The sequence below is a fragment of the Streptomyces sp. NPDC012637 genome (assembly GCF_042954805.1).
GTDB lineage: Bacteria > Actinomycetota > Actinomycetes > Streptomycetales > Streptomycetaceae > Streptomyces.
This window is the reverse complement of sequence record NZ_JBIBDS010000003.1, coordinates 727,294-749,689: the sequence shown is the minus strand read 5'-3', so window position 1 is coordinate 749,689 and position 22,396 is coordinate 727,294. Positions and strand designations below refer to the sequence as shown.

23 protein-coding genes are annotated in these 22,396 nt (G+C 71.2%); 9 read left to right on the top strand and 14 right to left on the bottom strand.

Annotation, left to right across the window (positions count from 1 at the left end; genetic code table 11):
- Positions 1-23: 23 nt before the first annotated feature.
- On the bottom strand, positions 24-716 hold the full coding sequence (locus tag ACFY8W_RS16435; protein WP_391105313.1) for a TetR family transcriptional regulator: 693 nt from the start codon (positions 714-716) through the stop codon (positions 24-26).
- Positions 716-1,036, bottom strand: coding sequence for an SMR family transporter (locus ACFY8W_RS16430; protein WP_391105565.1), 321 nt, complete (start codon positions 1,034-1,036; stop codon positions 716-718). The genes ACFY8W_RS16435 and ACFY8W_RS16430 overlap by 1 nt, the downstream gene beginning before the upstream one ends.
- 61 nt (positions 1,037-1,097) lie before the next feature.
- Between ACFY8W_RS16430 and ACFY8W_RS16425 the strand changes: the two genes are divergently transcribed.
- The gene (locus tag ACFY8W_RS16425) at positions 1,098-2,180 is read left to right on the top strand and encodes an oxidoreductase (RefSeq protein WP_391105311.1); all 1,083 of its coding nucleotides are present in this window, start codon (positions 1,098-1,100) and stop codon (positions 2,178-2,180) included.
- A 98-nt stretch (positions 2,181-2,278) separates the two neighbouring features.
- Here the strand turns inward: ACFY8W_RS16425 and ACFY8W_RS16420 are convergent, their stop codons facing one another.
- The 9 genes from ACFY8W_RS16420 to ACFY8W_RS16380 all read right to left on the bottom strand — a co-directional run bounded on the left by ACFY8W_RS16420 (position 2,279) and on the right by ACFY8W_RS16380 (position 9,746).
- Positions 2,279-2,617 (bottom strand): metal-sulfur cluster assembly factor, encoded by a 339-nt coding sequence (locus tag ACFY8W_RS16420; protein WP_384413075.1) that lies wholly within the window; start codon positions 2,615-2,617, stop codon positions 2,279-2,281.
- Positions 2,614-3,078: a Fe-S cluster assembly sulfur transfer protein SufU gene (gene sufU / locus ACFY8W_RS16415; protein ID WP_391105309.1), complete on the bottom strand. Its 465-nt coding sequence runs from the start codon at positions 3,076-3,078 to the stop codon at positions 2,614-2,616. The genes ACFY8W_RS16420 and sufU overlap by 4 nt, the downstream gene beginning before the upstream one ends.
- Before the next feature lie 10 nt (positions 3,079-3,088).
- Positions 3,089-4,357 (bottom strand): cysteine desulfurase, encoded by a 1,269-nt coding sequence (locus tag ACFY8W_RS16410; protein WP_384413070.1) that lies wholly within the window; start codon positions 4,355-4,357, stop codon positions 3,089-3,091.
- Positions 4,354-5,118, bottom strand: a complete 765-nt coding sequence (sufC, locus tag ACFY8W_RS16405; protein ID WP_391105307.1) for a Fe-S cluster assembly ATPase SufC — start codon at positions 5,116-5,118, stop codon at positions 4,354-4,356. Before sufC ends, ACFY8W_RS16410 begins: the two co-directional genes overlap by 4 nt.
- A 7-nt stretch (positions 5,119-5,125) precedes the next feature.
- Complete coding sequence (locus ACFY8W_RS16400) at positions 5,126-5,443, bottom strand: bifunctional 3-phenylpropionate/cinnamic acid dioxygenase ferredoxin subunit (RefSeq protein WP_391105305.1); 318 nt, start codon at positions 5,441-5,443, stop codon at positions 5,126-5,128.
- Complete coding sequence (gene sufD / locus ACFY8W_RS16395; RefSeq protein ID WP_391105303.1) at positions 5,443-6,624, bottom strand: Fe-S cluster assembly protein SufD; 1,182 nt, start codon at positions 6,622-6,624, stop codon at positions 5,443-5,445. The genes ACFY8W_RS16400 and sufD overlap by 1 nt, the downstream gene beginning before the upstream one ends.
- Before the next feature lie 69 nt (positions 6,625-6,693).
- Positions 6,694-8,109: a Fe-S cluster assembly protein SufB gene (gene sufB / locus ACFY8W_RS16390; RefSeq protein ID WP_391105301.1), complete on the bottom strand. Its 1,416-nt coding sequence runs from the start codon at positions 8,107-8,109 to the stop codon at positions 6,694-6,696.
- The gene (locus tag ACFY8W_RS16385) at positions 8,106-8,834 is read right to left on the bottom strand and encodes a MarR family transcriptional regulator (protein ID WP_391105299.1); all 729 of its coding nucleotides are present in this window, start codon (positions 8,832-8,834) and stop codon (positions 8,106-8,108) included. The genes sufB and ACFY8W_RS16385 overlap by 4 nt, the downstream gene beginning before the upstream one ends.
- Positions 8,835-8,996: 162 nt before the next feature.
- Positions 8,997-9,746, bottom strand: coding sequence for a DUF72 domain-containing protein (locus tag ACFY8W_RS16380; protein WP_391105297.1), 750 nt, complete (start codon positions 9,744-9,746; stop codon positions 8,997-8,999).
- A gap of 80 nt (positions 9,747-9,826) precedes the next feature.
- On the opposite strand from ACFY8W_RS16380, the gene ACFY8W_RS16375 reads away from it, so the two are divergent.
- The 3 genes from ACFY8W_RS16375 to ACFY8W_RS16365 all read left to right on the top strand — a co-directional run bounded on the left by ACFY8W_RS16375 (position 9,827) and on the right by ACFY8W_RS16365 (position 12,609).
- Positions 9,827-10,762: an ATP-binding cassette domain-containing protein gene (locus ACFY8W_RS16375; protein WP_391105295.1), complete on the top strand. Its 936-nt coding sequence runs from the start codon at positions 9,827-9,829 to the stop codon at positions 10,760-10,762.
- Between the two features lie 14 nt (positions 10,763-10,776).
- Positions 10,777-11,553 (top strand): ABC transporter permease, encoded by a 777-nt coding sequence (locus ACFY8W_RS16370; RefSeq protein ID WP_391105563.1) that lies wholly within the window; start codon positions 10,777-10,779, stop codon positions 11,551-11,553.
- An 87-nt stretch (positions 11,554-11,640) separates the two neighbouring features.
- On the top strand, positions 11,641-12,609 hold the full coding sequence (locus ACFY8W_RS16365; protein ID WP_391105293.1) for a COX15/CtaA family protein: 969 nt from the start codon (positions 11,641-11,643) through the stop codon (positions 12,607-12,609).
- 142 nt (positions 12,610-12,751) lie between these two features.
- Here ACFY8W_RS16365 and ACFY8W_RS16360 read toward each other — a convergent pair whose 3' ends face one another.
- The 3 genes from ACFY8W_RS16360 to ACFY8W_RS16350 form a co-directional block, all read right to left on the bottom strand.
- Positions 12,752-13,906, bottom strand: coding sequence for an amidohydrolase (locus ACFY8W_RS16360; RefSeq protein ID WP_391105291.1), 1,155 nt, complete (start codon positions 13,904-13,906; stop codon positions 12,752-12,754).
- 121 nt (positions 13,907-14,027) lie between these two features.
- Positions 14,028-14,375: a hypothetical protein gene (locus ACFY8W_RS16355; protein ID WP_391105289.1), complete on the bottom strand. Its 348-nt coding sequence runs from the start codon at positions 14,373-14,375 to the stop codon at positions 14,028-14,030.
- Between the two features lie 101 nt (positions 14,376-14,476).
- A complete protein-coding gene (locus tag ACFY8W_RS16350; protein WP_391105561.1) occupies positions 14,477-15,430 on the bottom strand; it encodes a heme o synthase in 954 nt (317 codons plus the stop codon).
- 333 nt (positions 15,431-15,763) lie between these two features.
- Between ACFY8W_RS16350 and tkt the strand changes: the two genes are divergently transcribed.
- The 5 genes from tkt to pgl are packed head-to-tail and all read left to right on the top strand — an operon-like array spanning position 15,764 to position 22,382.
- Positions 15,764-17,851, top strand: a complete 2,088-nt coding sequence (gene tkt, locus ACFY8W_RS16345) for a transketolase (protein WP_391105287.1) — start codon at positions 15,764-15,766, stop codon at positions 17,849-17,851.
- Between the two features lie 46 nt (positions 17,852-17,897).
- A complete protein-coding gene (gene tal / locus ACFY8W_RS16340; protein WP_391105285.1) occupies positions 17,898-19,016 on the top strand; it encodes a transaldolase in 1,119 nt (372 codons plus the stop codon).
- A 5-nt stretch (positions 19,017-19,021) separates the two neighbouring features.
- Positions 19,022-20,554 carry a glucose-6-phosphate dehydrogenase gene (gene zwf / locus ACFY8W_RS16335; RefSeq protein WP_391105283.1) on the top strand — a complete coding sequence of 511 codons (1,533 nt, stop codon included), beginning with the start codon at positions 19,022-19,024 and terminating at the stop codon, positions 20,552-20,554.
- The gene (opcA, locus tag ACFY8W_RS16330; RefSeq protein ID WP_391105281.1) at positions 20,551-21,603 is read left to right on the top strand and encodes a glucose-6-phosphate dehydrogenase assembly protein OpcA; all 1,053 of its coding nucleotides are present in this window, start codon (positions 20,551-20,553) and stop codon (positions 21,601-21,603) included. The genes zwf and opcA overlap by 4 nt, the downstream gene beginning before the upstream one ends.
- A complete protein-coding gene (gene pgl, locus ACFY8W_RS16325; RefSeq protein WP_391105279.1) occupies positions 21,600-22,382 on the top strand; it encodes a 6-phosphogluconolactonase in 783 nt (260 codons plus the stop codon). The genes opcA and pgl overlap by 4 nt, the downstream gene beginning before the upstream one ends.
- The last annotated feature ends 14 nt before the right edge of the window (positions 22,383-22,396 follow it).

Here is a 22,396-nt window from a genome sequence, read left to right as displayed (position 1 = left end):
GCCCCCGCGCGGGCCAACCGGTCTCAGGTGCCGGTCCGCTCCCCTGGCGGTTCGGACGAGCCCGTGGCCCGGGGTTTCGGGCCTTCGTTCAGGACCCGGGCGAGCATCTCGCGCGCGTACTCCTCCTCGTACCGGCCACCGGTGAGCAGGACCTGGAGGCAGATGCCGTCCATCAGGGCGACGACGCCCCGGGCGGTGGCCGGGTCGGTGCGCGCGGCGAGCACGGCGCTGACGTCCTCGGCCCACTCGGCGGCGACGGGCCGCAGGGCTGGGCGGCGCAGGGCGGCGAGGTAGAGCTCGTACTCCAGCTCCACGCCGCTGCGTTCGCCGCCGATCCACGCGCCCATGAGCCGGGCGAGGACGGCGGCGAGGTCGGTGGCGGGGTCGGCGAGCTCGGGGCTCTCGCGCAGGGCGCGCCCGAGGTTGTCGTTGGCCCTGTGCAGGGCGGCGACGAGGAGTTCGTCGAGGGAGGCGAAGTGGTACGTGGTGGAGCCGAGCGGCACGTCGGCCTCGGCGGCGACGGTGCGGTGGCTCAGTCCGGCGATGCCGCTGCGGCCGACGACCCGGAGGGCGGCCTCGACGATCCGCTCGCGCCGCGCGGGGTCGTGGCGACGGGGCCTGGGACGGGGACCGGGGCCCGCGGAGGCGGGGTTCGCGGAGGCGGGGCCCGCGGAGGCGGGGTTCGCGGAGGCCGGGTTCGCGGAGGCGGGGGGCATCAGTGCGCGCCGCCGAGGTTGAGGACGGTGACGCCGGCGATGATCAGGACGATCCCGGCGATCTTGGCGGGGGTCATGGACTCTCCGAGGAAGAGGGCGCCGATGGCGGCGACGGCCGCGGTCCCGATGCCGGACCAGATGGCGTAGGCGGTGCCGACCTCGAGGGTCTTGAGCGCCTTGGCGAGCAGGGCGAAGGCGAGCAGATAGCCGGCGCCGGTGATCAGTGAGGGTCCGAGCCTGGAGAAGCCCTCGCTGTACTTCATCGAGGTGGTGGCGACGATCTCGGCCGCTATGGCCCCCGCGAGCAGTCCGTATCCCATGTGTACGACAGTACACATGGGACGTACGACCGTACACAACGGCAGCAGATACGGTGTGCGCATGACATATGCCTCGGGGCCGTACGGATACGGATACGGATACGCCCCTCCGCCCCCGCCGCCGAAGCCCGGCGTGATACCCCTGGCCCCGCTGGGCCTCGGCGACATCCTGACCGGCGCCTTCACCACATACGGGCGCTACTGGAAGTCGCTGGTCGGCATGGCGCTGGTGGCCTACGCGGGCGCGGCGGTGGTCGCGGCCGGAGCCTTCCTGGCGGGCTGGCTCGCCGTCGGCGACGACCTGGACCGGCTGGCCGACATGCCCGCCGCCCAGTCGCCCGACTTCGACGACGTACGGCCGCTGATCGTCGCGTTCGCCCTCGCCTGGCTGGTCGCCATGGCCGGTTGGATCGTCTCCAGCGGCCTCGTCTCCGCGGCGGTCCCGGCAGTGCTCCAGGAGGCCGTCCTCGGCCGGCCGCTCGGCTTCGGCGCCGTGTGGCGCCGCGCCTGGTCGCGCGTGGGCTCCGTGATCGGCTCGGTGTTCCTGTCGACGCTCGCCGCGGTGCTGCCGATGGTGCTCGTCTTCGTCGGCTTCGTCCTCGTCTTCGTGGGCATGATCGCGGGCATCGCCGCCGCCGAGCGCGGCTCGGGGGACGACGGCGCGGGCCTGGCCCTGACGGGCCTGCTGTTCTTCCTGCTCACCTTCGTGACCATGCCCCTCGTCGTGTGGCTCTGGGTCAAGTTCAGCCTGGCCACGACGGCGGCCGTCATCGAGCACCAGGGCCCGCTCGGCTCCCTGCGCCGCTCCTCGGCCCTGGTCCGCGGCTCCTGGTGGCGGGTCTTCGGCATCACGGCCCTCGTCGGCCTGATGGTGGGCGTGGTCAGCCTCGTGATCCAGCAGATCATCTCCTTCGCCGGGATGTTCCCGCTGTCCGTGTACTCCACGGGGGAGGACGCCACGCCGAGGGACGTGATCGGCGTCTTCGGCGGCATCACCCTGCTGCTCACCGCCGCCCAGCTGGTCACCCAGGCGGTCTTCGCCCCGATCCTGCCCCTGGTCTCCGGCCTCCTCTACGTCGACCAGCGCATCCGCCGGGAGAACCTGGCCCCCCTCCTGGCCCAGACGGCCGCCGCGCCCCACTGAGCGGACGCACGCGGACGCACGCGGACGCACGCAGACGCACGCAGACGCACGAAGGGCCGCACCCCCGAGGGGGTGCGGCCCTTCCGTGTGCCGTCAGGTCAGACGTTGAAGCCCAGCGCGCGCAGCTGCTCGCGGCCGTCGTCCGTGATCTTGTCCGGACCCCACGGCGGCATCCAGACCCAGTTGATCTTCAGCTCGTTGACGATGCCGTCGGTGGCGGCCTTCGCCTGGTCCTCGATCACGTCGGTCAGCGGACACGCCGCCGACGTCAGGGTCATGTCCAGCGTCGCGACGTTGGAGTCGTCGATGTGGATTCCGTAGATCAGGCCCAGGTTGACCACGTCGATGCCCAGCTCGGGGTCGACGACGTCGTACAGCGCCTCACGGATCTCTTCCTCGGAGGCCGGCTTCATCGTGGCCTCGGCGTTCTCGGTCATGCCGACTTCCTCTCAGCGCCGTCACCCAGGGCCTGGGCCGTCGCGTCCTTCCACGCCATCCAGCTGAGCAGCGCGCACTTCACCCGGGCCGGGTACTTCGAGACACCTGCGAACGCGACCGCGTCCTCCAGGATCTCCTCCATCGCGTCGTCCGGCTCGATCTGGCCCTTGGACTGCATCAGCTCCAGGAAGGTGCCCTGGATCTTCTGCGCGTCCGCCAGCTCCTTGCCGACGAGCAGCTCGTTGAGCACGGACGCCGAGGCCTGGCTGATGGAGCAGCCCTGGCCCTCGTACGACACGTCCTCGATGCGCGAGCCGTCGTACTTCACGCGGAGCGTGATCTCGTCACCACAGGTCGGGTTGACGTGGTGGACCTCGGCGTCGCCGGGCCGCAAGCCCCGCCCGTGCGGGTGCTTGTAGTGGTCCAGGATGACGTCCTGGTACATCGAATCCAGCTTCACGAGCCGTCCCCTAGCCGAAGAAGTTCCGTACGTGCTCCAGTCCCTCGACCAGGGCGTCGACCTCGGCCGGGGTGGAGTACAGATAGAACGACGCTCGCGTGGTCGCCGGAATTCCGTAGCGCAGGCAGACCGGACGCGCGCAGTGGTGGCCGACGCGGACGGCGATGCCCTGCTCGTCGAGGACCTGGCCCACGTCGTGCGGGTGGATGTCGCCGAGCGTGAAGGAGATCGCGGCGCCGCGGTCCTCGGCCGTGGTGGGGCCGATGATCCGCAGGTCCGGCACCTCCTGGAGGCGGCGGACGGCGTACTCGGTGATCGCGTGCTCATGGCGCCAGATGTTGTCCATGCCGATCGCCGAGAGGTAGTCCACGGCCGCGCCGAGGCCGACGGCCTGGGCGATCGGGGGCGTACCCGCCTCGAACTTGTGCGGGGCCGGCGCGTAGGTGGAGGAGTGCATCGAGACGGTCTCGATCATCTCGCCGCCACCGAGGAAGGGCGGCAGGTCCTCCAGGAGCTCCTGCCGTCCCCACAGCACGCCGATGCCGGTCGGGCCGCACATCTTGTGGCCGGTGAAGGCCACGAAGTCGGCCTGCAGCGCCTGCACGTCGAGCACCATGTGCGGGGCCGCCTGGGAGGCGTCGATGCAGACGAGCGCACCGACCTCCTGGGCACGACGGATGATCGTCTCCACCGGGTTGAACGTGCCGAGCAGGTTCGACACCAGGGTGAAGGAGACGATCTTCGTCTTCTCGGTGATGAGCTCCTCGATGTTGGACAGGTCGAGCCGGCCCTCGTCGGTGAGCCCGAACCACTTCAGCTTCGCGCCGGTGCGCTGCGCGAGCAGCTGCCACGGCACGATGTTGGAGTGGTGCTCCATCTCCGTGATGACGATCTCGGTCTCGTGGTCCACGCGGTAGGGCTCGTCGGCCCAGCCCAGCATGTTGGCCACGAGGTTGAGCGACTCGGAGGCGTTCTTGGTGAAGATGACCTCGTCGCGGCTCGGCGCGTTGATGAAGGCGGCGACCTTGTCGCGGGCGCCCTCGTACAGCGCGGTGGCCTCTTCGGCGACCGTGTAGACGCCGCGGTGGACGTTCGCGTTGTGCCGCTCGTAGTAGGCGTTGAGCGCGTCGAGGACCTGGCGCGGCTTCTGCGAGGTCGCCGCCGAGTCCAGGTACACGATCTTCTTGCCGTCGTGGACCACGCGATCCAGGAGCGGGAAGTCCTTGCGGATCGCCTCGGTGTCGAGGAGGCCGGTCAGCCCCTGATGGGCGGAAGTCACGCGGATGCGCCACCCTTCACGTACTTGTCGTAGCCCTCGTTCTCCAGCTGGTCGGCGAGCTCGGCGCCACCGGACTCGACGATGCGGCCGTTCGCGAAGACGTGCACGAAGTCGGGCTTGATGTAGCGGAGGATCCGCGTGTAGTGCGTGATCAGCAGGGTGCCGACCTCGCCGGTCTCACGGACGCGGTTGACGCCCTCGGAGACGATGCGAAGGGCGTCGACGTCGAGGCCGGAGTCGGTCTCGTCGAGGATGGCGATCTTCGGCTTGAGCAGCTCGAGCTGGAGGATCTCGTGGCGCTTCTTCTCACCGCCGGAGAAGCCCTCGTTGACGTTGCGCTCGGCGAAGGCCGGGTCCATCTGGAGCTGCTCCATGGCCTCCTTGACCTCCTTCACCCAGGTGCGCAGCTTGGGCGCCTCGCCGCGGACGGCGGTGGCGGAGGTGCGCAGGAAGTTGGAGACCGAGACGCCGGGGACCTCGACCGGGTACTGCATGGCCAGGAACACGCCGGCGCGGGCGCGCTCGTCGACCGACATCTCCAGGACGTCCTCACCGTCGAGGGTGACGGTGCCGCCGGTGACCGTGTACTTCGGGTGGCCGGCCAGCGAGTACGCCAGGGTCGACTTGCCGGAGCCGTTCGGGCCCATGACGGCGTGGGTCTCGCCCTGCTTGATGGTCAGGTCGACACCCTTGAGGATCTCACGCGGACCGTTCTCGGCCTCGACGGAGACGTGCAGGTCGTGGATTTCAAGCGTTGCCATGGGTGACTCAGGACTCCTGGGTGACGGAGACGAGCACATCGTCCCCTTCGATCTTTACGGGGTATACGGGGACGGGGCGCGTCGCGGGAAGGCCGGACGGCTTGCCGGTGCGGAGGTCGAACGCGGATCCGTGCAGCCAGCACTCGATCTGGCAGTCCTCGACCTCGCCCTCCGAGAGGGAGACGTTGGCGTGCGAGCAGATGTCGTGGATCGCGAACACCTCGCCCTCGGTGTGGACGACGGACACCGGCGTGCCGTCGAGCTCCACCCGCTTCGGGGTGTCCTCCTCCAGCTCGCTCAGCGCACAGGCGCGGACGAAGGCCATCAGACGGACGCCTCCAGCTCGGCCTCGATCTTGGCGATGAGGCGCTCCTCGACGTCCGGCAGACCGATCTGCTGGACCAGCTCGGCGAAGAAGCCGCGGACGACGAGGCGGCGGGCCTCGGCCTCCGGGATGCCGCGGGCCATCAGGTAGAAGAGCTGCTCGTCGTCGAAGCGGCCGGTGGCGGAGGCGTGGCCGGCGCCGGCGATCTCGCCGGTCTCGATCTCCAGGTTCGGCACCGAGTCGACCCGGGCACCGTCGGTGAGGACGAGGTTCCGGTTCAGCTCGTAGGTGTCGGTGCCCTCGGCCTTGGCCTCGATGAGGACGTCGCCGATCCAGACCGCGTGGGCGTCCTGACCCTGCAGCGCACCCTTGTAGGCCACGTTGGACTTGCAGTGCGGGACGTTGTGGGTGACCAGGAGGCGGTGCTCCTGGTGCTGGCCGGCGTCGGTGAAGTAGAGGCCGAAGAGCTCGGCCTCGCCGCCGGGGGCCGCGTACGTCACGCGCGGGTGGATGCGGACGACGTCGCCGCCGAAGGTCACGACGACCGACTTGAAGGAGGCGTCGCGGCCGACCAGCGCGTTGTGCTGGGCCACGTGGACGGCCTTCTCGTCCCAGTCCTGGACGGAGACGACGGTGAGCTTGGCACCGTCGCCGAGCACGTAGTCGACGTTGGCGGCGAGCACCGCGTCGCCGGTGTGGTCGAGGACGACGACGGCCTCGGCGAAGGCGCCGAGCTCGATCACCTGGTGGCCGAAGGCGACCCCGCCCTCGCCGTGCACGGTGATGCGGACCGGCTCGGTGAGCACGGCCTCCTTGGCGACGGTGACGACCGAGGCCTTCTCGAAGGAGGTGTACGCCTGGGCGGCGACCCGGTCGACCGGCGTGCCGGCCTTGCCGAGGCGCGCGTCGTCGCGGCCCACGGTCTCCACGGTGACGCCCTCGGGGGCCTCGATCTCCACGCGGACGCCCTCGCCGGTGGCGACGGCGGTGCCGTCGTGCAGGCCGCGGAGCCGCTCCAGCGGGGTGAAGCGCCACTCCTCCTCACGGCCGTGCGGGACGGGGAAGTCCGCGACGTCGAAGGACGGCGGGGCGCTCATGCGCGTGGCGACGGTGGACTCGGCGGCCACCGCGATCGAGCCGGCGGTGGTGGAGCCCGCCGGGATGTTCTGAGCCTCAGCCATGGCTGTCGTCTTGCTCTCTTCCTGCGTACGTAAGGAAATCGGTCGCTGCGGGGCGGTGCGGGCGGGGCTTTAGCCGACCGCGCCTTCCATCTGCAGCTCGATCAGCCGGTTGAGCTCCAGCGCGTACTCCATCGGCAGCTCCTTCGCGATGGGCTCGACGAAGCCGCGGACGATCATGGCCATCGCCTCGAACTCGGTGAGGCCACGGCTCATCAGGTAGAAGAGCTGGTCCTCGGAGACCTTGGAGACGGTGGCCTCGTGGCCCATGGACACGTCGTCCTCGCGGACGTCCACGTAGGGGTACGTGTCCGAGCGGGAGATCGTGTCGACGAGCAGCGCGTCGCACAGCACGTTCGACTTGGCGCCCGGGGCACCCTCGCCGATCTCGATGAGACCGCGGTAGGAGGTGCGGCCGCCGCCTCGCGCCACCGACTTGGAGACGATGTTGGAGGAGGTGTTCGGGGCCATGTGGACCATCTTGGCGCCGGCGTCCTGGTGCTGGCCCTCGCCCGCGAAGGCGATGGACAGGGTCTCGCCCTTGGCGTGCTCGCCCATCAGGTAGACGGCCGGGTACTTCATGGTGACCTTGGAGCCGATGTTGCCGTCGACCCACTCCATGGTGGCGCCCTCGTAGGCGACGGCGCGCTTGGTCACCAGGTTGTAGACGTTGTTCGACCAGTTCTGGATGGTCGTGTAGCGGCAGCGGCCGCCCTTCTTGACGATGATCTCGACCACGGCGCTGTGCAGCGAGTCCGAGGAGTAGATCGGGGCGGTGCAGCCCTCGACGTAGTGGACGTAGGCGTCCTCGTCGACGATGATCAGCGTCCGCTCGAACTGGCCCATGTTCTCCGTGTTGATGCGGAAGTAGGCCTGGAGCGGGATCTCGACGTGCACGCCCTTCGGCACGTAGATGAAGGAGCCACCGGACCACACGGCGGTGTTCAGGGAGGCGAACTTGTTGTCGCCGACCGGGATGACGGTGCCGAAGTACTCCTTGAAGAGCTCCTCGTGCTCCTTCAGCGCGGTGTCGGTGTCGACGAAGATGACGCCCTGCTCCTCCAGGTCCTCGCGGATCTGGTGGTAGACGACCTCGGACTCGTACTGGGCGGCGACACCGGCGACGAGGCGCTGCTTCTCCGCCTCCGGGATGCCGAGCTTGTCGTACGTGTTCTTGATGTCCTCCGGCAGGTCCTCCCAGGACTCGGCCTGCTTCTCGGTGGACCGCACGAAGTACTTGATGTTGTCGAAGTCGATGCCGGACAGGTCGGAGCCCCAGGTCGGCATGGGCTTCTTGTCGAAGAGGCGCAGACCCTTGAGGCGCAGCTTCAGCATCCACTCGGGCTCGTTCTTCTTCGAGGAGATGTCGCGGACGACGTCCTCGGAGAGTCCTCGCTTGGCGGTGGCACCCGCCGCGTCCGAGTCGGCCCAGCCGTACTCGTACCGACCCAGGCCCTCGAGCTCGGGGTGGCTGATCTCGGTGGTCATGCGGGGTTCCTCCCGGCCGTGCTTGCGGATGCTGTGGATGGAGTGGTCTGTGGGGAGCCGTGCGGGATGAACGTCGTGCAGACGCCGTCACCATGCGCGATGGTGGCCAGGCGCTGGACGTGGGTCCCGAGGAGGCGGGAGAAGATCTCCGTCTCCGCCTCGCACAGCTGCGGATACTGCTCGGCGACGTGGGCGACCGGGCAGTGGTGCTGGCAGAGCTGCTCGCCGACCGGCGCGTTGCGCGCAGTGGCAGCGTACCCGTCGGCGGTCAGCGCCTTGGCCAGAGCCTCGGTGCGCTGGTCGGGGTCGGCGGACTCGACGGCCGCCCGGTACGCCTCGGCCTGGGCCTCGACGCGGTCGCGGGCGAAGGCGGCGACGGCCGCCTCTCCCCCGGCGTTCCGCTCGATCCAGCGCAGCGCCTCGACGGCCAGTGCGTCGTACGACTGGTCGAAGGCGTCCCGGCCGCAGTCGGTCAGTGCGAAGACCTTTGCGGGCCGGCCGCGGGTGCGGGCGCCGTAGACCCGCTTCTCGCGCGCTTCCACCACGTTGTCGGTGACCAGCGAGTCGAGGTGCCGGCGGACGGCGGCCTGGGTGAGGCCGAGCCGCTGGGCCAGGTCGGCGACGGTCGAGGGCCCGTGGTCCAGGATGGACCGCGCGACCCGGTTGCGCGTGGACCGCTCACCGGTCGCGAGTTCCTCCGTGGGAGCCTCACCGACGTTTTTCACAACGCCATTGTTGCGTAATTAATCAGGGACTGACAAGCGAGGTCAGGGGGCACGACGGTGCCGTGCGTCACGCAGGTAAGGCTTACCTGACCTGCGGAAACGATCATTCGTAGGACGAATCATGAGGCCGTTGACCAGCGGATTCCGGCCGATCGGGGCGTCCTACGGCACCCGCACGGTCCGGCCGCGGGACTCCGCCACACGGAGAAAAGTTTCCGCGTTGCGGACCGCTGCCCCACCCGGGTCGTTGTTGAAGAAAACGAAGACGTCCGCCCGGTCCGGCCAGGCCCCGGCCAGCCGCTCCGCCCAGCCCACCAGCGCCTGACGGCCGTACGAAGGACGCGGCCGCGCCCGGCCCTCGTGCAGCCGCAGATAGCCCCAGTCCGCCGTGCGCCACAGCGGGGCCACCGGACGGGAGCCGCGGTCCGCCCAGCACAACGCGGCTCCCCGCTGCTCCAGGACGCCGCGGATCTCCTCCGTCCACCACGACGTGTGCCGCGGCTCGACCGCCACCCGCGTCCCCTCCGGGAAACGGGCCAGGGCCGCGTCGAGCAGCCCGGCGTCGGCGCGGAGCGTCGGCGGTAGCTGGAGCAGTACGGGCCCCAGCCGGTCGCCCAGCGCCTCCGCGCGGCCCATCAGCCGCGCCACCGGCTCCTCGGGGTCCTTCAGCCGCTTGATGTGCGTGAGGTAGCGGCTGGCCTTCACGGCCATGACGAAGCCCTCGGGCGTCCGCTCCCGCCAGGCGGCGAAGGTAGTCCTCTCGGGCAGCCGGTAGAAGGCGTTGTTGTTCTCGACGACCACGAAGTTCCGGGCGTACTCCTCCAGCCAGAGCCGCTGGGGCACGTCCTCGGCGTAGAGCACGCCCCGCCAGTCCCGGTACTGCCACCCGGAGGTGCCGACGAACACCGGCATACGGTGATCCTGCCCGATTCCGGACCGTTCACCCGGCCCCGCGCCGGAGGACCGTCGCGCACCTCTCTAGACTTCCCGGCATGCGAAACGAGTCCGTCGAGTCCGTGGTCCGGGTCCGGGGCCTGGTCAAGCGGTACGGGACGAAGACCGCCGTCGACGGCCTCGACCTCGACGTCCGGGCAGGCACCGTCACCGCCGTCCTCGGACCCAACGGGGCCGGCAAGACCACCACGGTCGAGAGCTGCGAGGGCTACCGGAGGCCGGACGCCGGCACCGTCCGCGTCCTCGGCCTCGACCCGGTCGCCGACGCGGCCGCCCTGCGGCCCCGGATCGGGGTGATGCTCCAGTCCGGCGGCGTCTACTCCGGCGCCCGCGCCGACGAGATGCTCCGCCACGTCGCGAAGCTGCACGCCCACCCGCTGGACGTGGACGCCCTCGTGGAACGCCTCGGCCTCGGCTCCTGCGGGCGCACGACGTACCGGCGGCTGTCCGGCGGCCAGCAGCAGCGGCTCTCGCTCGCCATGGCCGTCGTGGGCCGCCCCGAGCTGGTCTTCCTCGACGAGCCGACCGCCGGACTCGACCCGCAGGCCCGCCGCGCCACCTGGGACCTGGTCCGCGAGCTGCGCGCCGACGGCGTGACGGTCGTGCTGACCACCCACTTCATGAACGAGGCGGAGGAGCTCGCCGACGACGTCGCCATCGTCGACGGCGGCCGGGTCGTCGCCCAGGGCAGCCCCGAGGAGCTGTGCCGCGGCGGCGCCGAGAACACCCTGCGCTTCACCGGGCGCCCCGGCCTCGACCTCGGCTCGCTGCTCAAGGCCCTGCCCGACGGCAGCTCCGCGGCCGAGCCGCTCCCCGGCACGTACCGGATCACCGGCGAGGTCGGCCCCCAGCTGCTCGCCACCGTCACCAGCTGGTGCGCGCAGCACGGTGTGATGCCCGACCGGATCTCGGTCGAGCGCCACACCCTCGAAGACGTCTTTCTGGAGCTGACCGGCAAGGAGCTGCGCTCGTGAGCACGAACGGGACCGTGGGCACGGGTACGTACGCGCCGAGGCCGGGAGCGGCGCCCGTCGGGCGGATGATCGCCGCGCAGACCGCGCTCGAGACGCGGATGCTGCTGCGCAACGGCGAGCAGCTGCTGCTCACGGTGATCATCCCCTCCCTCCTGCTCGTGCTGTTCTCGACGGTCGACATCGTCGACACGAGCACGGCCACGGGCGCCGGCGAGGCCGTCGACTTCCTCGCCCCGGGCGTGCTCGCGCTCGCCGTGATGTCGACCGCCTTCACCGGGCAGGCCATCGCGACCGGCTTCGAGCGCCGTTACGGCGTGCTCAAGCGGCTCGGCGCCTCGCCGCTGCCGCGCTGGGCGCTGATGACCGCGAAGACGCTGTCGGTGCTCGTCACCGAGGTGCTCCAGGTGGTGCTGCTGACGGCGATCGCCCTGGCGCTCGGCTGGTCGCCGCAGGGCAACCCGCTCGCGGTCCTCGCACTGCTCGTCCTCGGCACCGCCGCCTTCTCCGGGCTCGGCCTGCTGATGGCCGGGACCCTGAAGGCGGAGGCCACGCTGGCCGCCGCGAACCTGGTGTTCCTGCTGCTCCTGGTCGGCGGCGGGGTGATCGTGCCGCTGGAGAAGTTCGGCGCCGCGGCCGACGTCCTCGCGCTGCTGCCGATCTCCGCGCTCTCCGACGGGCTGCGCGACGTCCTGCAGGGCGGTGCCGGGATGCCGTGGGGCGACGCCCTGATCCTGGCCGTCTGGGCGGTCGTGGGGCTCGGCGCGGCGGCCCGGTTCTTCCGCTGGGAGTGACGCGCGCCGTAGTCGCGAGGTGACGTTTCGGGGTGACTCGCCCCGTAACCACCCCCTCGTGAAAGCGTGCACAAGCCCCCGCCTACGATGGGGCCCGTGCAGACCCCCCTCGCCTTCATCGCCCGGCGCTGGACCCCGTCCCCCCGGACGCTCCGGCGCGCCGCGCTGTCCGCCGTCGTGATGAGCGTGCTCATCATCGTCACCGGCGGCGCGGTCCGGCTGACCGGTTCCGGACTCGGCTGCGACACGTGGCCCAAGTGCACGGAAGACAGCCTGATCGTCACGCCCGAGCAGGGCTACCGCGGCCTGATCGAGTTCGGCAACCGCATGCTGACGTACGTCCTGTCGGCGGCCGTCGGCTGGGCGATCATCGCCTCGCGCTCGGTGAAGCCGCGCCGCCGGGGGCTCTCCAGGCTCGCCTGGGCGCAGTTCTGGATCGTGATGAGCAACGCCGTCATCGGCGGCATCACCGTGTGGATGGGCCTCAACCCGTGGACGGTGGCGGGGCACTTCCTGGCCGCGAACTCGCTCCTGACGGTGGCCGTCATCACCTGGCACCGCACCGGCGAGGGCGACACCCCGGCCAAGCCGCGCGCCCCGCGTCCGGTGCGCAAGCTGTCCTGGGCGATCGTCGTCACCTCCGGGCTGCTCATCGTGCTCGGCACGACGGTGACCGGCGCCGGCAAGCACGCCGGTGACAGCAGCGACGTGCCGCGCATGCCGTGGGACTGGACGAACGCCGCGCACGTCCACGCGATCGCCGCCTGGGTGGTCTGCGCCCTCGCGCTCGCGATGTGGCTGGTCCTGCGCGTGGTCGACGCGCCGGACGACACCCGGGCGCGCGCCCGCGACCTGCTGGTCGTGCTCGCCCTCCAGGGCGGCATCGGCTACGTCCAGTACTTCACCGGAGTGCCGGAGGTCCTGGTCGCCGCCCACATGCTCGGCTCCTCGCTGATGTGGATCGCGGTGCTGCGGCTCGCCCTGAGCCTGCGCGAGCGTCCCACGGCCGCCCCGGAGATCCCGGCCCAGGCCGACCCGGAGCTCGCGACGGCCTGACCGTCGGACGACGGCCGCCGGCGGAAGCCGGGCCGTCCGGCAGCCGGAACGCACGCCCCGTGCCGGGCACCGTCGGCCCCGCCCCGGGTGCGGGCCACCGCTCCGGCGGCCTCGGTCCGCGCCGCGTCCGCCCACCGGCACGTCACCTCCCGCGCGGCTGCCGCCTCCCCCACGCGCGTCCGGCGGTTCCCGGCGCGGTCAGCGGGTACGGGCCGGCGGCTCCGAGCCGGTAGACCCGGCGCGCGTTGCCCTCGGCGATCAGGCCGGCGACCCGCTGCGCGTCCGTACGGGACCAGGCGCCGTCGCCGACCCACTCGCCGAGCACGCGGGCGAGCGCCCCGCGGAAGACGCTGGCGGCCACGACGTGCAGCTCCGGCAGTCCGCGGGCGCCGCTGGAGAACAGCAGCTTGCCGAACGGCGCGAGCTCGAGGAACTCGGCGAGCACGGCCGCGGCCCGCGCCCCGGTGCGCGCGACGACCGGCCCGAGGTCGGCGTAGACGTGCGGGAAGTGGCCGGCGAGCCGGGCCGCGTGACGGTGGTGCGGGTACTCGTGCAGCAGCACCAGGTCGGTGCCGAGTCCGCCCGTGGCGGCGGCGAAGCCCGCGAGCGCGCCGGGATCCCGGTCGCCGACGTGCAGCTGGAGCGGCCGGCCGGCGCCGACCGCGACCCACAGCAGATGGCGCAGCAGCACCGGGTCGTCGACGGCCGTGCCGGCCGCGCGCCGGGCCAGCCAGCGGCCCGCCGCACCGCGCACCTCGCCGGGCCCGGGCGGTTCCGGTACGGCGGCGAGCCCGCCGCGCACGCCGGCGACCGAGGTGAAGGCGACGGCGCCCGCCGCGGCCCCGTGGACGGCCTCGGCGAGGTTGGCCAGGAACGAGTCGACGGTGCCGGAGGTGTCGGCGACCTGCTGGGCGAGGAGTTCGAGCCGGACGATCTCGTGCGCCGCGGCGTTTCCGGTGGCGGCCAGCTCGGCGGGCCCGGTGAGGTCGCCGGGCAGCCCGGTGTCGACGAGGTACGTGGTGATGCCGGAGGCCCGCAGCAGACGCCGCCCGGTCTCCAGGACGCCGAGCTCACGGCGCCGGGCGAGGTAGCGGGCGGGCGGGCAGTGGGGTTCCAGACCGAGGAGCGGCGGGCACCAGCGGCGTACGGCGAAGCCGGTCTGCGTGTCGAAGAAGGTGGTGCCCGCGGCGGCCGGGGCGGAGCCGGGGGCGAGCTGACGCTCGAAGGTGCCGAGGCCGAGCTCCGCACGGAGCACCCCGTGGCAGTACTGGTCGACCAGGCTCGGGGTGTCGATCATTCCGGGGCTCCCACGTCGGACGGGCTTCCACCCCTCCTAACGGGTGAGTCCCGCGCGAGGTTGCCGCCTCCCGAGCCCGGAGCCCCGGTGGCCCCGGGCTCCCGGGGCCGGTGCGGTGGCGTCAGGCGTTGGCCGGGCCGCCGAGCTGGATGCCGGCCATGCGGGTCCACTCGTACGGGCCGGTGACGACCTTGGCGGCGAACTCGCCGTCGAACTCCTCGTGCAGCGTGAGACCGGCCTTCTCGGCCGCGGCCTCGGCGATCGCGTAGGTCGGGGCCACCAGGTCGCCCCAGCCGCCGTCCGTGCCGACGAGGACGATGCGGGTGCCCGCCTGGCCGATGTGGGCGAGCTGGCCCTCGGCGCCGCCGTGCTTGCCGGAGAAGGCCTTGATCTCCTTGGCCAGCCGGGCCGCCTTGCGCTCCGCGCCCTTGTCGGCGCCCTTGGTGTCCGCCTGCTTCGTTTCTGCCATGCCAAGGATGCTACTCGGGGGTAGATCACGTGGCGACGGCCGGGGCACGTGGCGTGGGCCACGCGCCCCGGCCGTCGACCGGGAGAGCACCGTGCGGAACGTCAGCGCAGGAAGGGGTCCACCGCGACCGCCACGAAGAGCAGCGAGACGTAGGTGATGGACCAGTGGAACAGGCGCATCTCCTTGAGCTTCGCGCCGGTCACCTCCGACTTGGCGCGGTTCAGGAGCGCGTGTGCCTCCCACAGCCACCAGCCGCCGGTGAGCAGCGCCACGGCGGTGTAGAACCAGCCGGTGTAGCCGAGCGGGGTGAGCAGCAGGGAGACCGCCACCATGACCCAGCTGTAGATCACGATCTGCTTGGCGACGACCTTGTTGGAGGCGAGCACCGGGAGCATGGGCACGCCCACGCGCGCGTAGTCCTCCTTCACCTTCATCGACAGCGGCCAGTAGTGCGGCGGCGTCCAGAAGAAGATGACCATGAAGAGGACGACGGCGGCCCAGGACATCGAGCCGGTGACGGAGGACCAGCCGATGAGCACCGGCATGCAGCCCGCGATGCCGCCCCAGACGATGTTCTGCGCGGTGCGCCGCTTGAGGATCATCGTGTAGACGACGACGTAGAAGAGCAGCGCGCCGAGGGAGAGCCAGGCGGACAGCCAGTTGACCAGCAGGCCGAACCAGAGGGTGGAGACCACCGCGAGGGTCAGGCCGAAGACCAGGCCCTCGCGCGGCGAGACCATGCCGGTGACGAGCGGGCGCTGGGAGGTGCGGTCCATCAGCGCGTCGATGTCGCGGTCGATGTACATGTTGAGAGCGTTCGCGCCGCCCGCGGACAGGTAGCCGCCGAAGCAGGTGGCGAGGACCAGCCACAGGTTGGGCACGCCCTGTTCGGCGAGGAACATCACCGGCACGGTGGTGATGAGCAGCAGCTCGATGATCCGCGGCTTGGTCAGCGCCACGAATGCCTTGACGCGGGCCCCGAACGGCCGATGGCCCCCCGGGCTGGGAGTCAAGACGACCCCTGCGGGTCGGGACTCGACGGCCGTCACGCACACCCCTGACAGAGAAATTCCCAGCAAGCTCCCCGGATGAAGACGGGGTGAAGACTTGCGCGTACCACGCCACTGTAGACGTTGCCCATACGCCGGTCTTCGCGGGGGTGGGGTCGTGTTGGCGGGCCTCACCCGAGGGTGCGTCCCAAGGGGTGGACACGAGCCGCGGACCGGCTCGGGAGGCGAAGTCCCACGGGCGGCGGCAGTCTTGCTGTGTGCGCTCATTTGAGGGGCGTGGGCCCGAAAAGAGGGGCGTTTTTCGGGGGTAGGCTCGACAACGCCGGAGACACCCTCAGTCACCGGCTACAGACATGCGGAGAGGAGCCCTGACTCAGGGTGAGCACTAAGCCGACGACCACAGACCTCGAGTGGACCGAACTGGACCAGCGGGCCGTGGACACCGCCCGCATCCTGGCCGCTGACGCCGTACAGAAGGTCGGCAACGGCCATCCCGGCACGGCCATGAGCCTGGCGCCCGCCGCGTACACCCTCTTCCAGAAGGTGATGCGCCACGACCCCGCCGACCCGGAGTGGGTGGGCCGCGACCGTTTCGTCCTCTCCGCCGGCCACTCGTCCCTGACCCTGTACACCCAGCTCTACCTGGGCGGCTTCGGTCTCGAGCTGGACGACCTGAAGTCCTTCCGCACGTGGGGCTCGAAGACCCCGGGTCACCCGGAGTACGGGCACACCAAGGGTGTGGAGACCACCACCGGCCCGCTCGGCCAGGGCGTCGCGAACGCGGTGGGCATGGCGATGGCCGCCCGCTTCGAGCGCGGCCTCTTCGACCCGGAGGCGCCGAAGGGCGGTTCTCCGTTCGACCACCACATCTACGTGATCGCCGGTGACGGCTGCCTCCAGGAGGGCATCTCCGCCGAGGCGTCCTCGCTCGCCGGTCACCAGAAGCTCGGCAACCTGATCCTGCTGTGGGACGACAACCACATCTCGATCGAGGGCGACACCGAGACCGCCGTGTCCGAGGACACGATGAAGCGGTACGAGGCATACGGCTGGCACGTCCAGCGCGTCGAGCCCAAGGCCGACGGCGACCTGGACCCGGCCGCCCTCTACGCGGCGATCAGGGCCGCCGAGGCCGAGACCGAGCGTCCCTCCTTCATCGCGATGCGCTCGATCATCGCCTGGCCGGCGCCGAACGCCCAGAACACCGAGGCCGCGCACGGCTCGGCGCTGGGCGACGACGAGGTGGCCGCCACCAAGCGCGTCCTGGGCTTCGACCCGGAGCAGACCTTCGAGGTCTCCGACGAGGTCATCGCGCACACCCGCGCGCTCGGCGACCGTGGCCGCGAGGCCCGCGCCGCGTGGGAGAAGAAGCTCGCCGAGTGGCGCACCGCCAACCCGGAGCGCGCGGCCGAGTTCGACCGCATCCAGGCCAACGAGCTGCCGGCCGGCTGGGCCGACAAGCTCCCGGTCTTCGAGGCGGGCAAGAGCGTCGCGACGCGTGCCGCGTCCGGCAAGGTGCTCCAGGCGCTCGGCGCGGTGATCCCGGAGCTGTGGGGCGGCTCGGCCGACCTCGCCGGCTCGAACAACACCACGATCGACAAGTCGTCCTCCTTCCTCCCGGAGGGCAACCCGCTGCCCGAGGCCGACCCGTACGGCCGCACGATCCACTTCGGCATCCGCGAGCACGCCATGGCCGCGGAGCTGAACGGCATCGCGCTGCACGGCAACACGCGCGTCTACGGCGGCACCTTCCTGGTGTTCTCCGACTACATGCGCAACGCCGTGCGCCTGTCCGCGCTGATGCACCTGCCGGTGACGTACGTGTGGACGCACGACTCGATCGGCCTCGGCGAGGACGGCCCGACCCACCAGCCGGTGGAGCACCTGGCCTCGCTTCGCGCGATCCCGGGCCTGGCGGTCGTCCGCCCGGCCGACGCCAACGAGACGGCGATCGCCTGGCGCGAGATCATGCAGCGCCACACCAAGGTCTACGGCAAGGGCACCCCGGTGGGCCTGGCCCTGACCCGTCAGGGCGTGCCGACCTACGAGGCGAACGAGGACGCGGTCAAGGGCGGCTACGTGCTGTTCGAGGCCGACGGCGGCGACGCCGAGGTGGTCCTCATCGCGACCGGTTCCGAGGTGCACCTGGCCGTCGAGGCCCGGGAGCAGCTCCAGGCCGCCGGCGTCCCGACCCGCGTGGTCTCGATGCTGTCGGTGGAGTGGTTCGAGGAGCAGAGCCAGGAGTACAAGGACTCCGTCCTGCCGCCGTCGGTGAAGGCGCGTGTCGCGGTCGAGGCCGGTGTCGGCCTGACCTGGCACAAGTACGTCGGCGACGCCGGCCGGATCGTCTCGCTCGAGCACTTCGGCGCCTCGGCCGACGCCAAGGTCCTGTTCCGTGAGTTCGGGTTCACGCCGGAGGCCGTCGTCGCCGCCGCGCGGGAATCCCTGGACGCCGCCGCGCGCTGACGCGAATACGCGCGCATACGTACGACTTAATGGAGATGCAACTCTCATGACAGACGCTCTCAAGCGCCTCTCCGACGAAGGCGTCGCGATCTGGCTGGACGACCTGTCGCGCAAGCGGATCACGTCCGGCAACCTGGCCGAGCTCATCGACCAGAGCCACGTGGTGGGTGTGACCACCAACCCGTCCATCTTCCAGAAGGCCATCTCCTCGGGCGACGGCTACGAGCAGCAGCTCGCCGACCTCGCCGCCCGCAAGGTGACCGTGGACGAGGCCATCCGCATGATCACGACGGCTGACGTGAGGGACGCCGCCGACATCCTGCGCCCGGTCTTCGACGCGACCCAGGGCCAGGACGGCCGGGTCTCGATCGAGGTCGACCCGCGGCTCGCCCACGAGACGGCGGCCACCATCGCCGAGGCCAAGCAGCTGGCCTGGCTGGTGGACCGGCCCAACACCCTCATCAAGATCCCGGCCACCAAGGCGGGTCTGCCGGCGATCACCGAGGTCATCGGCCTCGGCATCAGCGTCAACGTGACGCTGATCTTCTCGCTGGAGCGCTACCGCGCGGTCATGGACGCCTACCTGGCAGGTCTGGAGAAGGCCCGCGAGCGCGGCCTGGACCTGTCGAAGATCCACTCCGTGGCGTCCTTCTTCGTGTCCCGCGTGGACACCGAGATCGACAAGCGCCTGGACGTCCTCGGCACCGACGAGGCCAAGGGCCTCAAGGGCAAGGCGGCCCTGGCCAACGCGCGTCTGGCCTACCAGGCGTACGAGGAGGTCTTCGGCTCCGAGCGCTGGGCGGCCCTGGACAAGGCGCAGGCCAACAAGCAGCGGCCGCTGTGGGCCTCGACCGGTGTGAAGGACCCGGCGTACAAGGACACCCTGTACGTGGTGGACCTGGTCGCCCCTGGCACCGTCAACACCATGCCGGAGGCGACCCTGGAGGCCACCGCCGACCACGGCGAGGTCACCGGCGACACCATCCACGGCACGTACGACGAGGCCCGCTCGCTCCTCGACGACATCGCCGCGCTCGGCATCTCGTACGACGACGTCGTCCAGCTCCTGGAGGACGAGGGCGTCGACAAGTTCGAGGCGTCCTGGAACGACCTGCTCAAGTCGACCGAGGCGGAGCTCGCCCGCCGCGCACCCTCGGAGGCGTAATCACCTTGAGCGCAGTCACCGGAGCCAACCCGCTCCGTGACGCCGCAGACCGACGGCTCCCGCGCATCGCGGGGCCGTCGGGTCTGGTGATCTTCGGTGTCACGGGCGACCTGTCCCGTAAGAAGCTGATGCCCGCCGTGTACGACCTCGCGAACCGTGGTCTGCTGCCGCCGGGCTTCTCCCTCATCGGGTTCGCCCGCCGCGAATGGCAGGACGAGGACTTCGCCCAGGAGGTCCACGACGCGGTCAAGCAGCACGCCCGCACCCCGTTCCGCGAGGAGGTGTGGCAGCAGCTGATCCAGGGGATGCGATTCGTCCAGGGCGACTTCGACAGCGACGACGCGTTCGAGCAGCTGAAGGCCACCATCGAGGAGCTGGACAAGGCGCAGGGCACGGGCGGCAACTTCGCCTTCTACCTCTCCGTGCCGCCGAAGTTCTTCCCCCTGGTCGTCCAGCAGCTCAAGAAGCACGGTCTGGCCGACCAGAAGAACGGCTCGTGGCGCCGCGCGGTCATCGAGAAGCCCTTCGGGCACGACCTGGCCTCCGCCAAGGAGCTCAACGAGGTCGTCCACGAGGTCTTCCCGCCCGAGGCGGTCTTCCGCATCGACCACTACCTCGGCAAGGAGACCGTCCAGAACATCCTGGCGCTCCGCTTCGCCAACACCCTCTTCGAGCCGATCTGGAACCGGTCGTACGTCGACCACGTGCAGATCACCATGGCCGAGGACATCGGCATCGGCGGCCGGGCCGGCTACTACGACGGCATCGGCGCCGCCCGTGACGTCATCCAGAACCACCTGCTCCAGCTGCTCGCGCTGACCGCGATGGAGGAGCCCGCCTCCTTCGACGCCGACGCGCTGGCCGCCGAGAAGACCAAGGTGCTCGGCGCGGTGAAGCTGCCGAAGGACCTGGCCAAGTCCACCGTCCGCGGCCAGTACGGGGCCGGGTGGCAGGGCGGCGAGAAGGCCGTCGGCTACCTGGAGGAAGACGGGATCGACCCGCAGTCGAAGACCGACACCTACGCGGCGATCAAGCTGGAGATCGACAACCGCCGCTGGGCGGGCGTCCCCTTCTACCTGCGCACCGGCAAGCGGCTCGGCCGCCGGGTCACCGAGATCGCGGTGGTCTTCCAGCGCGCCCCGCACTCCCCCTTCGACCAGACGGCCACGGAGGAGCTCGGCCAGAACGCGCTCGTCATCCGCGTCCAGCCGGACGAGGGCGTCACCGTGCGCTTCGGCTCCAAGGTGCCGGGCACGCAGATGGAGGTCCGGGACGTGTCGATGGACTTCGCCTACGGCGAGTCCTTCACCGAGTCCAGCCCCGAGGCCTACGAGCGGCTCATCCTCGACGTCCTGCTCGGCGACTCCAACCTCTTCCCGCGGGTCGAGGAGGTCGAGCTGTCCTGGCAGATCCTCGACCCGATCGAGCGGTTCTGGGACGGGCACGGCAAGCCCGCGCAGTACCAGTCCGGGACCTGGGGTCCGGTCGAGGCGGACGAGATGCTCGCACGAGACGGCAGGAGCTGGCGCCGGCCATGAAGACCGACCTGACGGACACCACGTCCTCCAAGATCAACAAGGCGCTGGTGCTCGGGCGGCGGGCCATCGGCACCCCGGCCGTCGGCATGGTGCTCACCCTCGTCATCGTCACCGACGAGGAGAACGCCTACGACGCGCTGAAGGCGGCCAACGAGGCGTCCCGCGAGCACCCCTCGCGGACCCTCGTCGTCATCAAGCGGGTCTCGCGCTCCCCGCGGGACCGCGCCAAGGCGCGGCTCGACGCCGAGGTCCGCCTCGGCGCCGACGCCAGCACCGGCGAGACGGTGGTCCTCCGGCTGTACGGCGAGGTCGTCGACCACGCCCAGTCGGTGGTGCTGCCGCTGCTGCTGCCGGACGCGCCCGTCGTCGTCTGGTGGCCGGTGAACTCGCCGACCGACCCGGCGAACGACCCGCTGGGCGCGCTCGCCCAGCGCCGGGTCACCGACACGTACGCCGCCGAGCAGCCCATCCAGGAGCTGACCGACCGCGCGGACGCGTACACGCCGGGCGACACCGACCTGTCCTGGACCCGCATCACGCCGTGGCGTTCGATGCTGGCGGCCGCGCTCGACCAGGTGGCCTGCAAGGTCACCTCGGCCGAGGTCGAGGGCGAGGAGTTCAACCCGAGCGTCGAGCTGCTCGCCATGTGGCTGGCGGACCGGCTGAAGGTGCCGGTGCGGCGTTCCCGGTCGACGGGCCCCGGTCTCACGTCCGTACGGATGGAGACCGACGCGGGTCCGATCGTCCTCGACCGGCCCGACGGCTCGCTCGCCACGCTCTCCATCCAGGGCCAGCCCGACCGTGCGGTGGCGCTCAAGCGCCGGGAGACCGCCGAGCTGATCGCGGAGGAGCTGCGCCGGCTCGACCCGGACGACACCTACGCCTCGGCGCTGCGCTTCGGCCTGGAGCGGCTCGACGAGGAGGCGGCGACGACCGCGCCCGAGCCCGAGGCCGCGGAGGTCGTCGTGGTCGAGGAGGTCACCGAGGCCGAGGAGACCCCCAAGCGGGCCGCGAAGAAGGCTCCGGCCAAGAAGGCGGCGGCCAGGTGAGCACGCCCCAGCTGGTCGTCCACCGCGACAAGGAGCTGATGGCCGAGGCCGCCGCGGCCCGGCTGATCACGAAGATCGTGGACGCCCAGGCCGCCCGCGGCTCCGCCTCGGTGGTCCTCACCGGCGGCCGCAACGGCAACGGGCTGCTCGCGGCGCTGCGTTCGGCGCCCGCCCGGGACGCGATCGACTGGTCGCGGCTCGACCTGTGGTGGGGCGACGAGCGCTATCTGCCCGAGGGCGATCCGGAGCGCAACGTCACCCAGGCCCGCGAGGCGCTGCTCGACAGCGTTCCCGTGGACCCGGCCCGGGTGCACGCGATGCCGGCCTCGGACGGCCCGTACGGCTCCGACGTGGAGGCCGCCGCCGCGGCCTACGCGGCCGAGCTCGCCGCGGCGGCCGGTCCGGGCGACCACGGCGGGGTGCCGACCTTCGACGTGCTGATGCTGGGCGTCGGTCCGGACACGCACGTGGCCTCGCTGTTCCCGGAGCTGCCGGCGGTCCGCGAGACCGAGCGGACGGTGGTGGGTGTGCACGGCGCGCCGAAGCCGCCTCCGACCCGGGTGTCGCTGACGCTTCCGGCGATCCGGGCCGCGAAGGAGGTCTGGCTGCTCGCGGCCGGCGCGGACAAGGCGAAGGCCGCGGCCATCGCGCTGTCCGGCGCGGGCGAGGTGCAGGCCCCGGCGGCGGGCGCCTACGGGCGCTCGCGGACGCTGTGGCTGCTGGACGCGGCGGCCGCGTCCGAGCTGCCGCGCGACCTGTATCCGCCGGCCTCGGCCTGAGCCTGAGGACACGT

Coding starts and splice junctions, on each gene's coding strand:
- ACFY8W_RS16435 (WP_391105313.1), bottom strand. CDS start 716: ATGCCCCCCGCCTCCGCGAACCCGGCCTCCGCGAACCCCGCCTCCGCG.
- ACFY8W_RS16430 (WP_391105565.1), bottom strand. CDS start 1,036: ATGGGATACGGACTGCTCGCGGGGGCCATAGCGGCCGAGATCGTCGCC.
- ACFY8W_RS16425 (WP_391105311.1), top strand. CDS start 1,098: ATGACATATGCCTCGGGGCCGTACGGATACGGATACGGATACGCCCCT.
- ACFY8W_RS16420 (WP_384413075.1), bottom strand. CDS start 2,617: ATGACCGAGAACGCCGAGGCCACGATGAAGCCGGCCTCCGAGGAAGAG.
- sufC (WP_391105307.1), bottom strand. CDS start 5,118: ATGGCAACGCTTGAAATCCACGACCTGCACGTCTCCGTCGAGGCCGAG.
- ACFY8W_RS16400 (WP_391105305.1), bottom strand. CDS start 5,443: ATGGCCTTCGTCCGCGCCTGTGCGCTGAGCGAGCTGGAGGAGGACACC.
- sufD (WP_391105303.1), bottom strand. CDS start 6,624: ATGGCTGAGGCTCAGAACATCCCGGCGGGCTCCACCACCGCCGGCTCG.
- sufB (WP_391105301.1), bottom strand. CDS start 8,109: ATGACCACCGAGATCAGCCACCCCGAGCTCGAGGGCCTGGGTCGGTAC.
- ACFY8W_RS16380 (WP_391105297.1), bottom strand. CDS start 9,746: ATGCCGGTGTTCGTCGGCACCTCCGGGTGGCAGTACCGGGACTGGCGG.
- ACFY8W_RS16375 (WP_391105295.1), top strand. CDS start 9,827: ATGCGAAACGAGTCCGTCGAGTCCGTGGTCCGGGTCCGGGGCCTGGTC.
- ACFY8W_RS16365 (WP_391105293.1), top strand. CDS start 11,641: ATGGGGCCCGTGCAGACCCCCCTCGCCTTCATCGCCCGGCGCTGGACC.
- ACFY8W_RS16360 (WP_391105291.1), bottom strand. CDS start 13,906: ATGATCGACACCCCGAGCCTGGTCGACCAGTACTGCCACGGGGTGCTC.
- ACFY8W_RS16355 (WP_391105289.1), bottom strand. CDS start 14,375: ATGGCAGAAACGAAGCAGGCGGACACCAAGGGCGCCGACAAGGGCGCG.
- tal (WP_391105285.1), top strand. CDS start 17,898: ATGACAGACGCTCTCAAGCGCCTCTCCGACGAAGGCGTCGCGATCTGG.
- opcA (WP_391105281.1), top strand. CDS start 20,551: ATGAAGACCGACCTGACGGACACCACGTCCTCCAAGATCAACAAGGCG.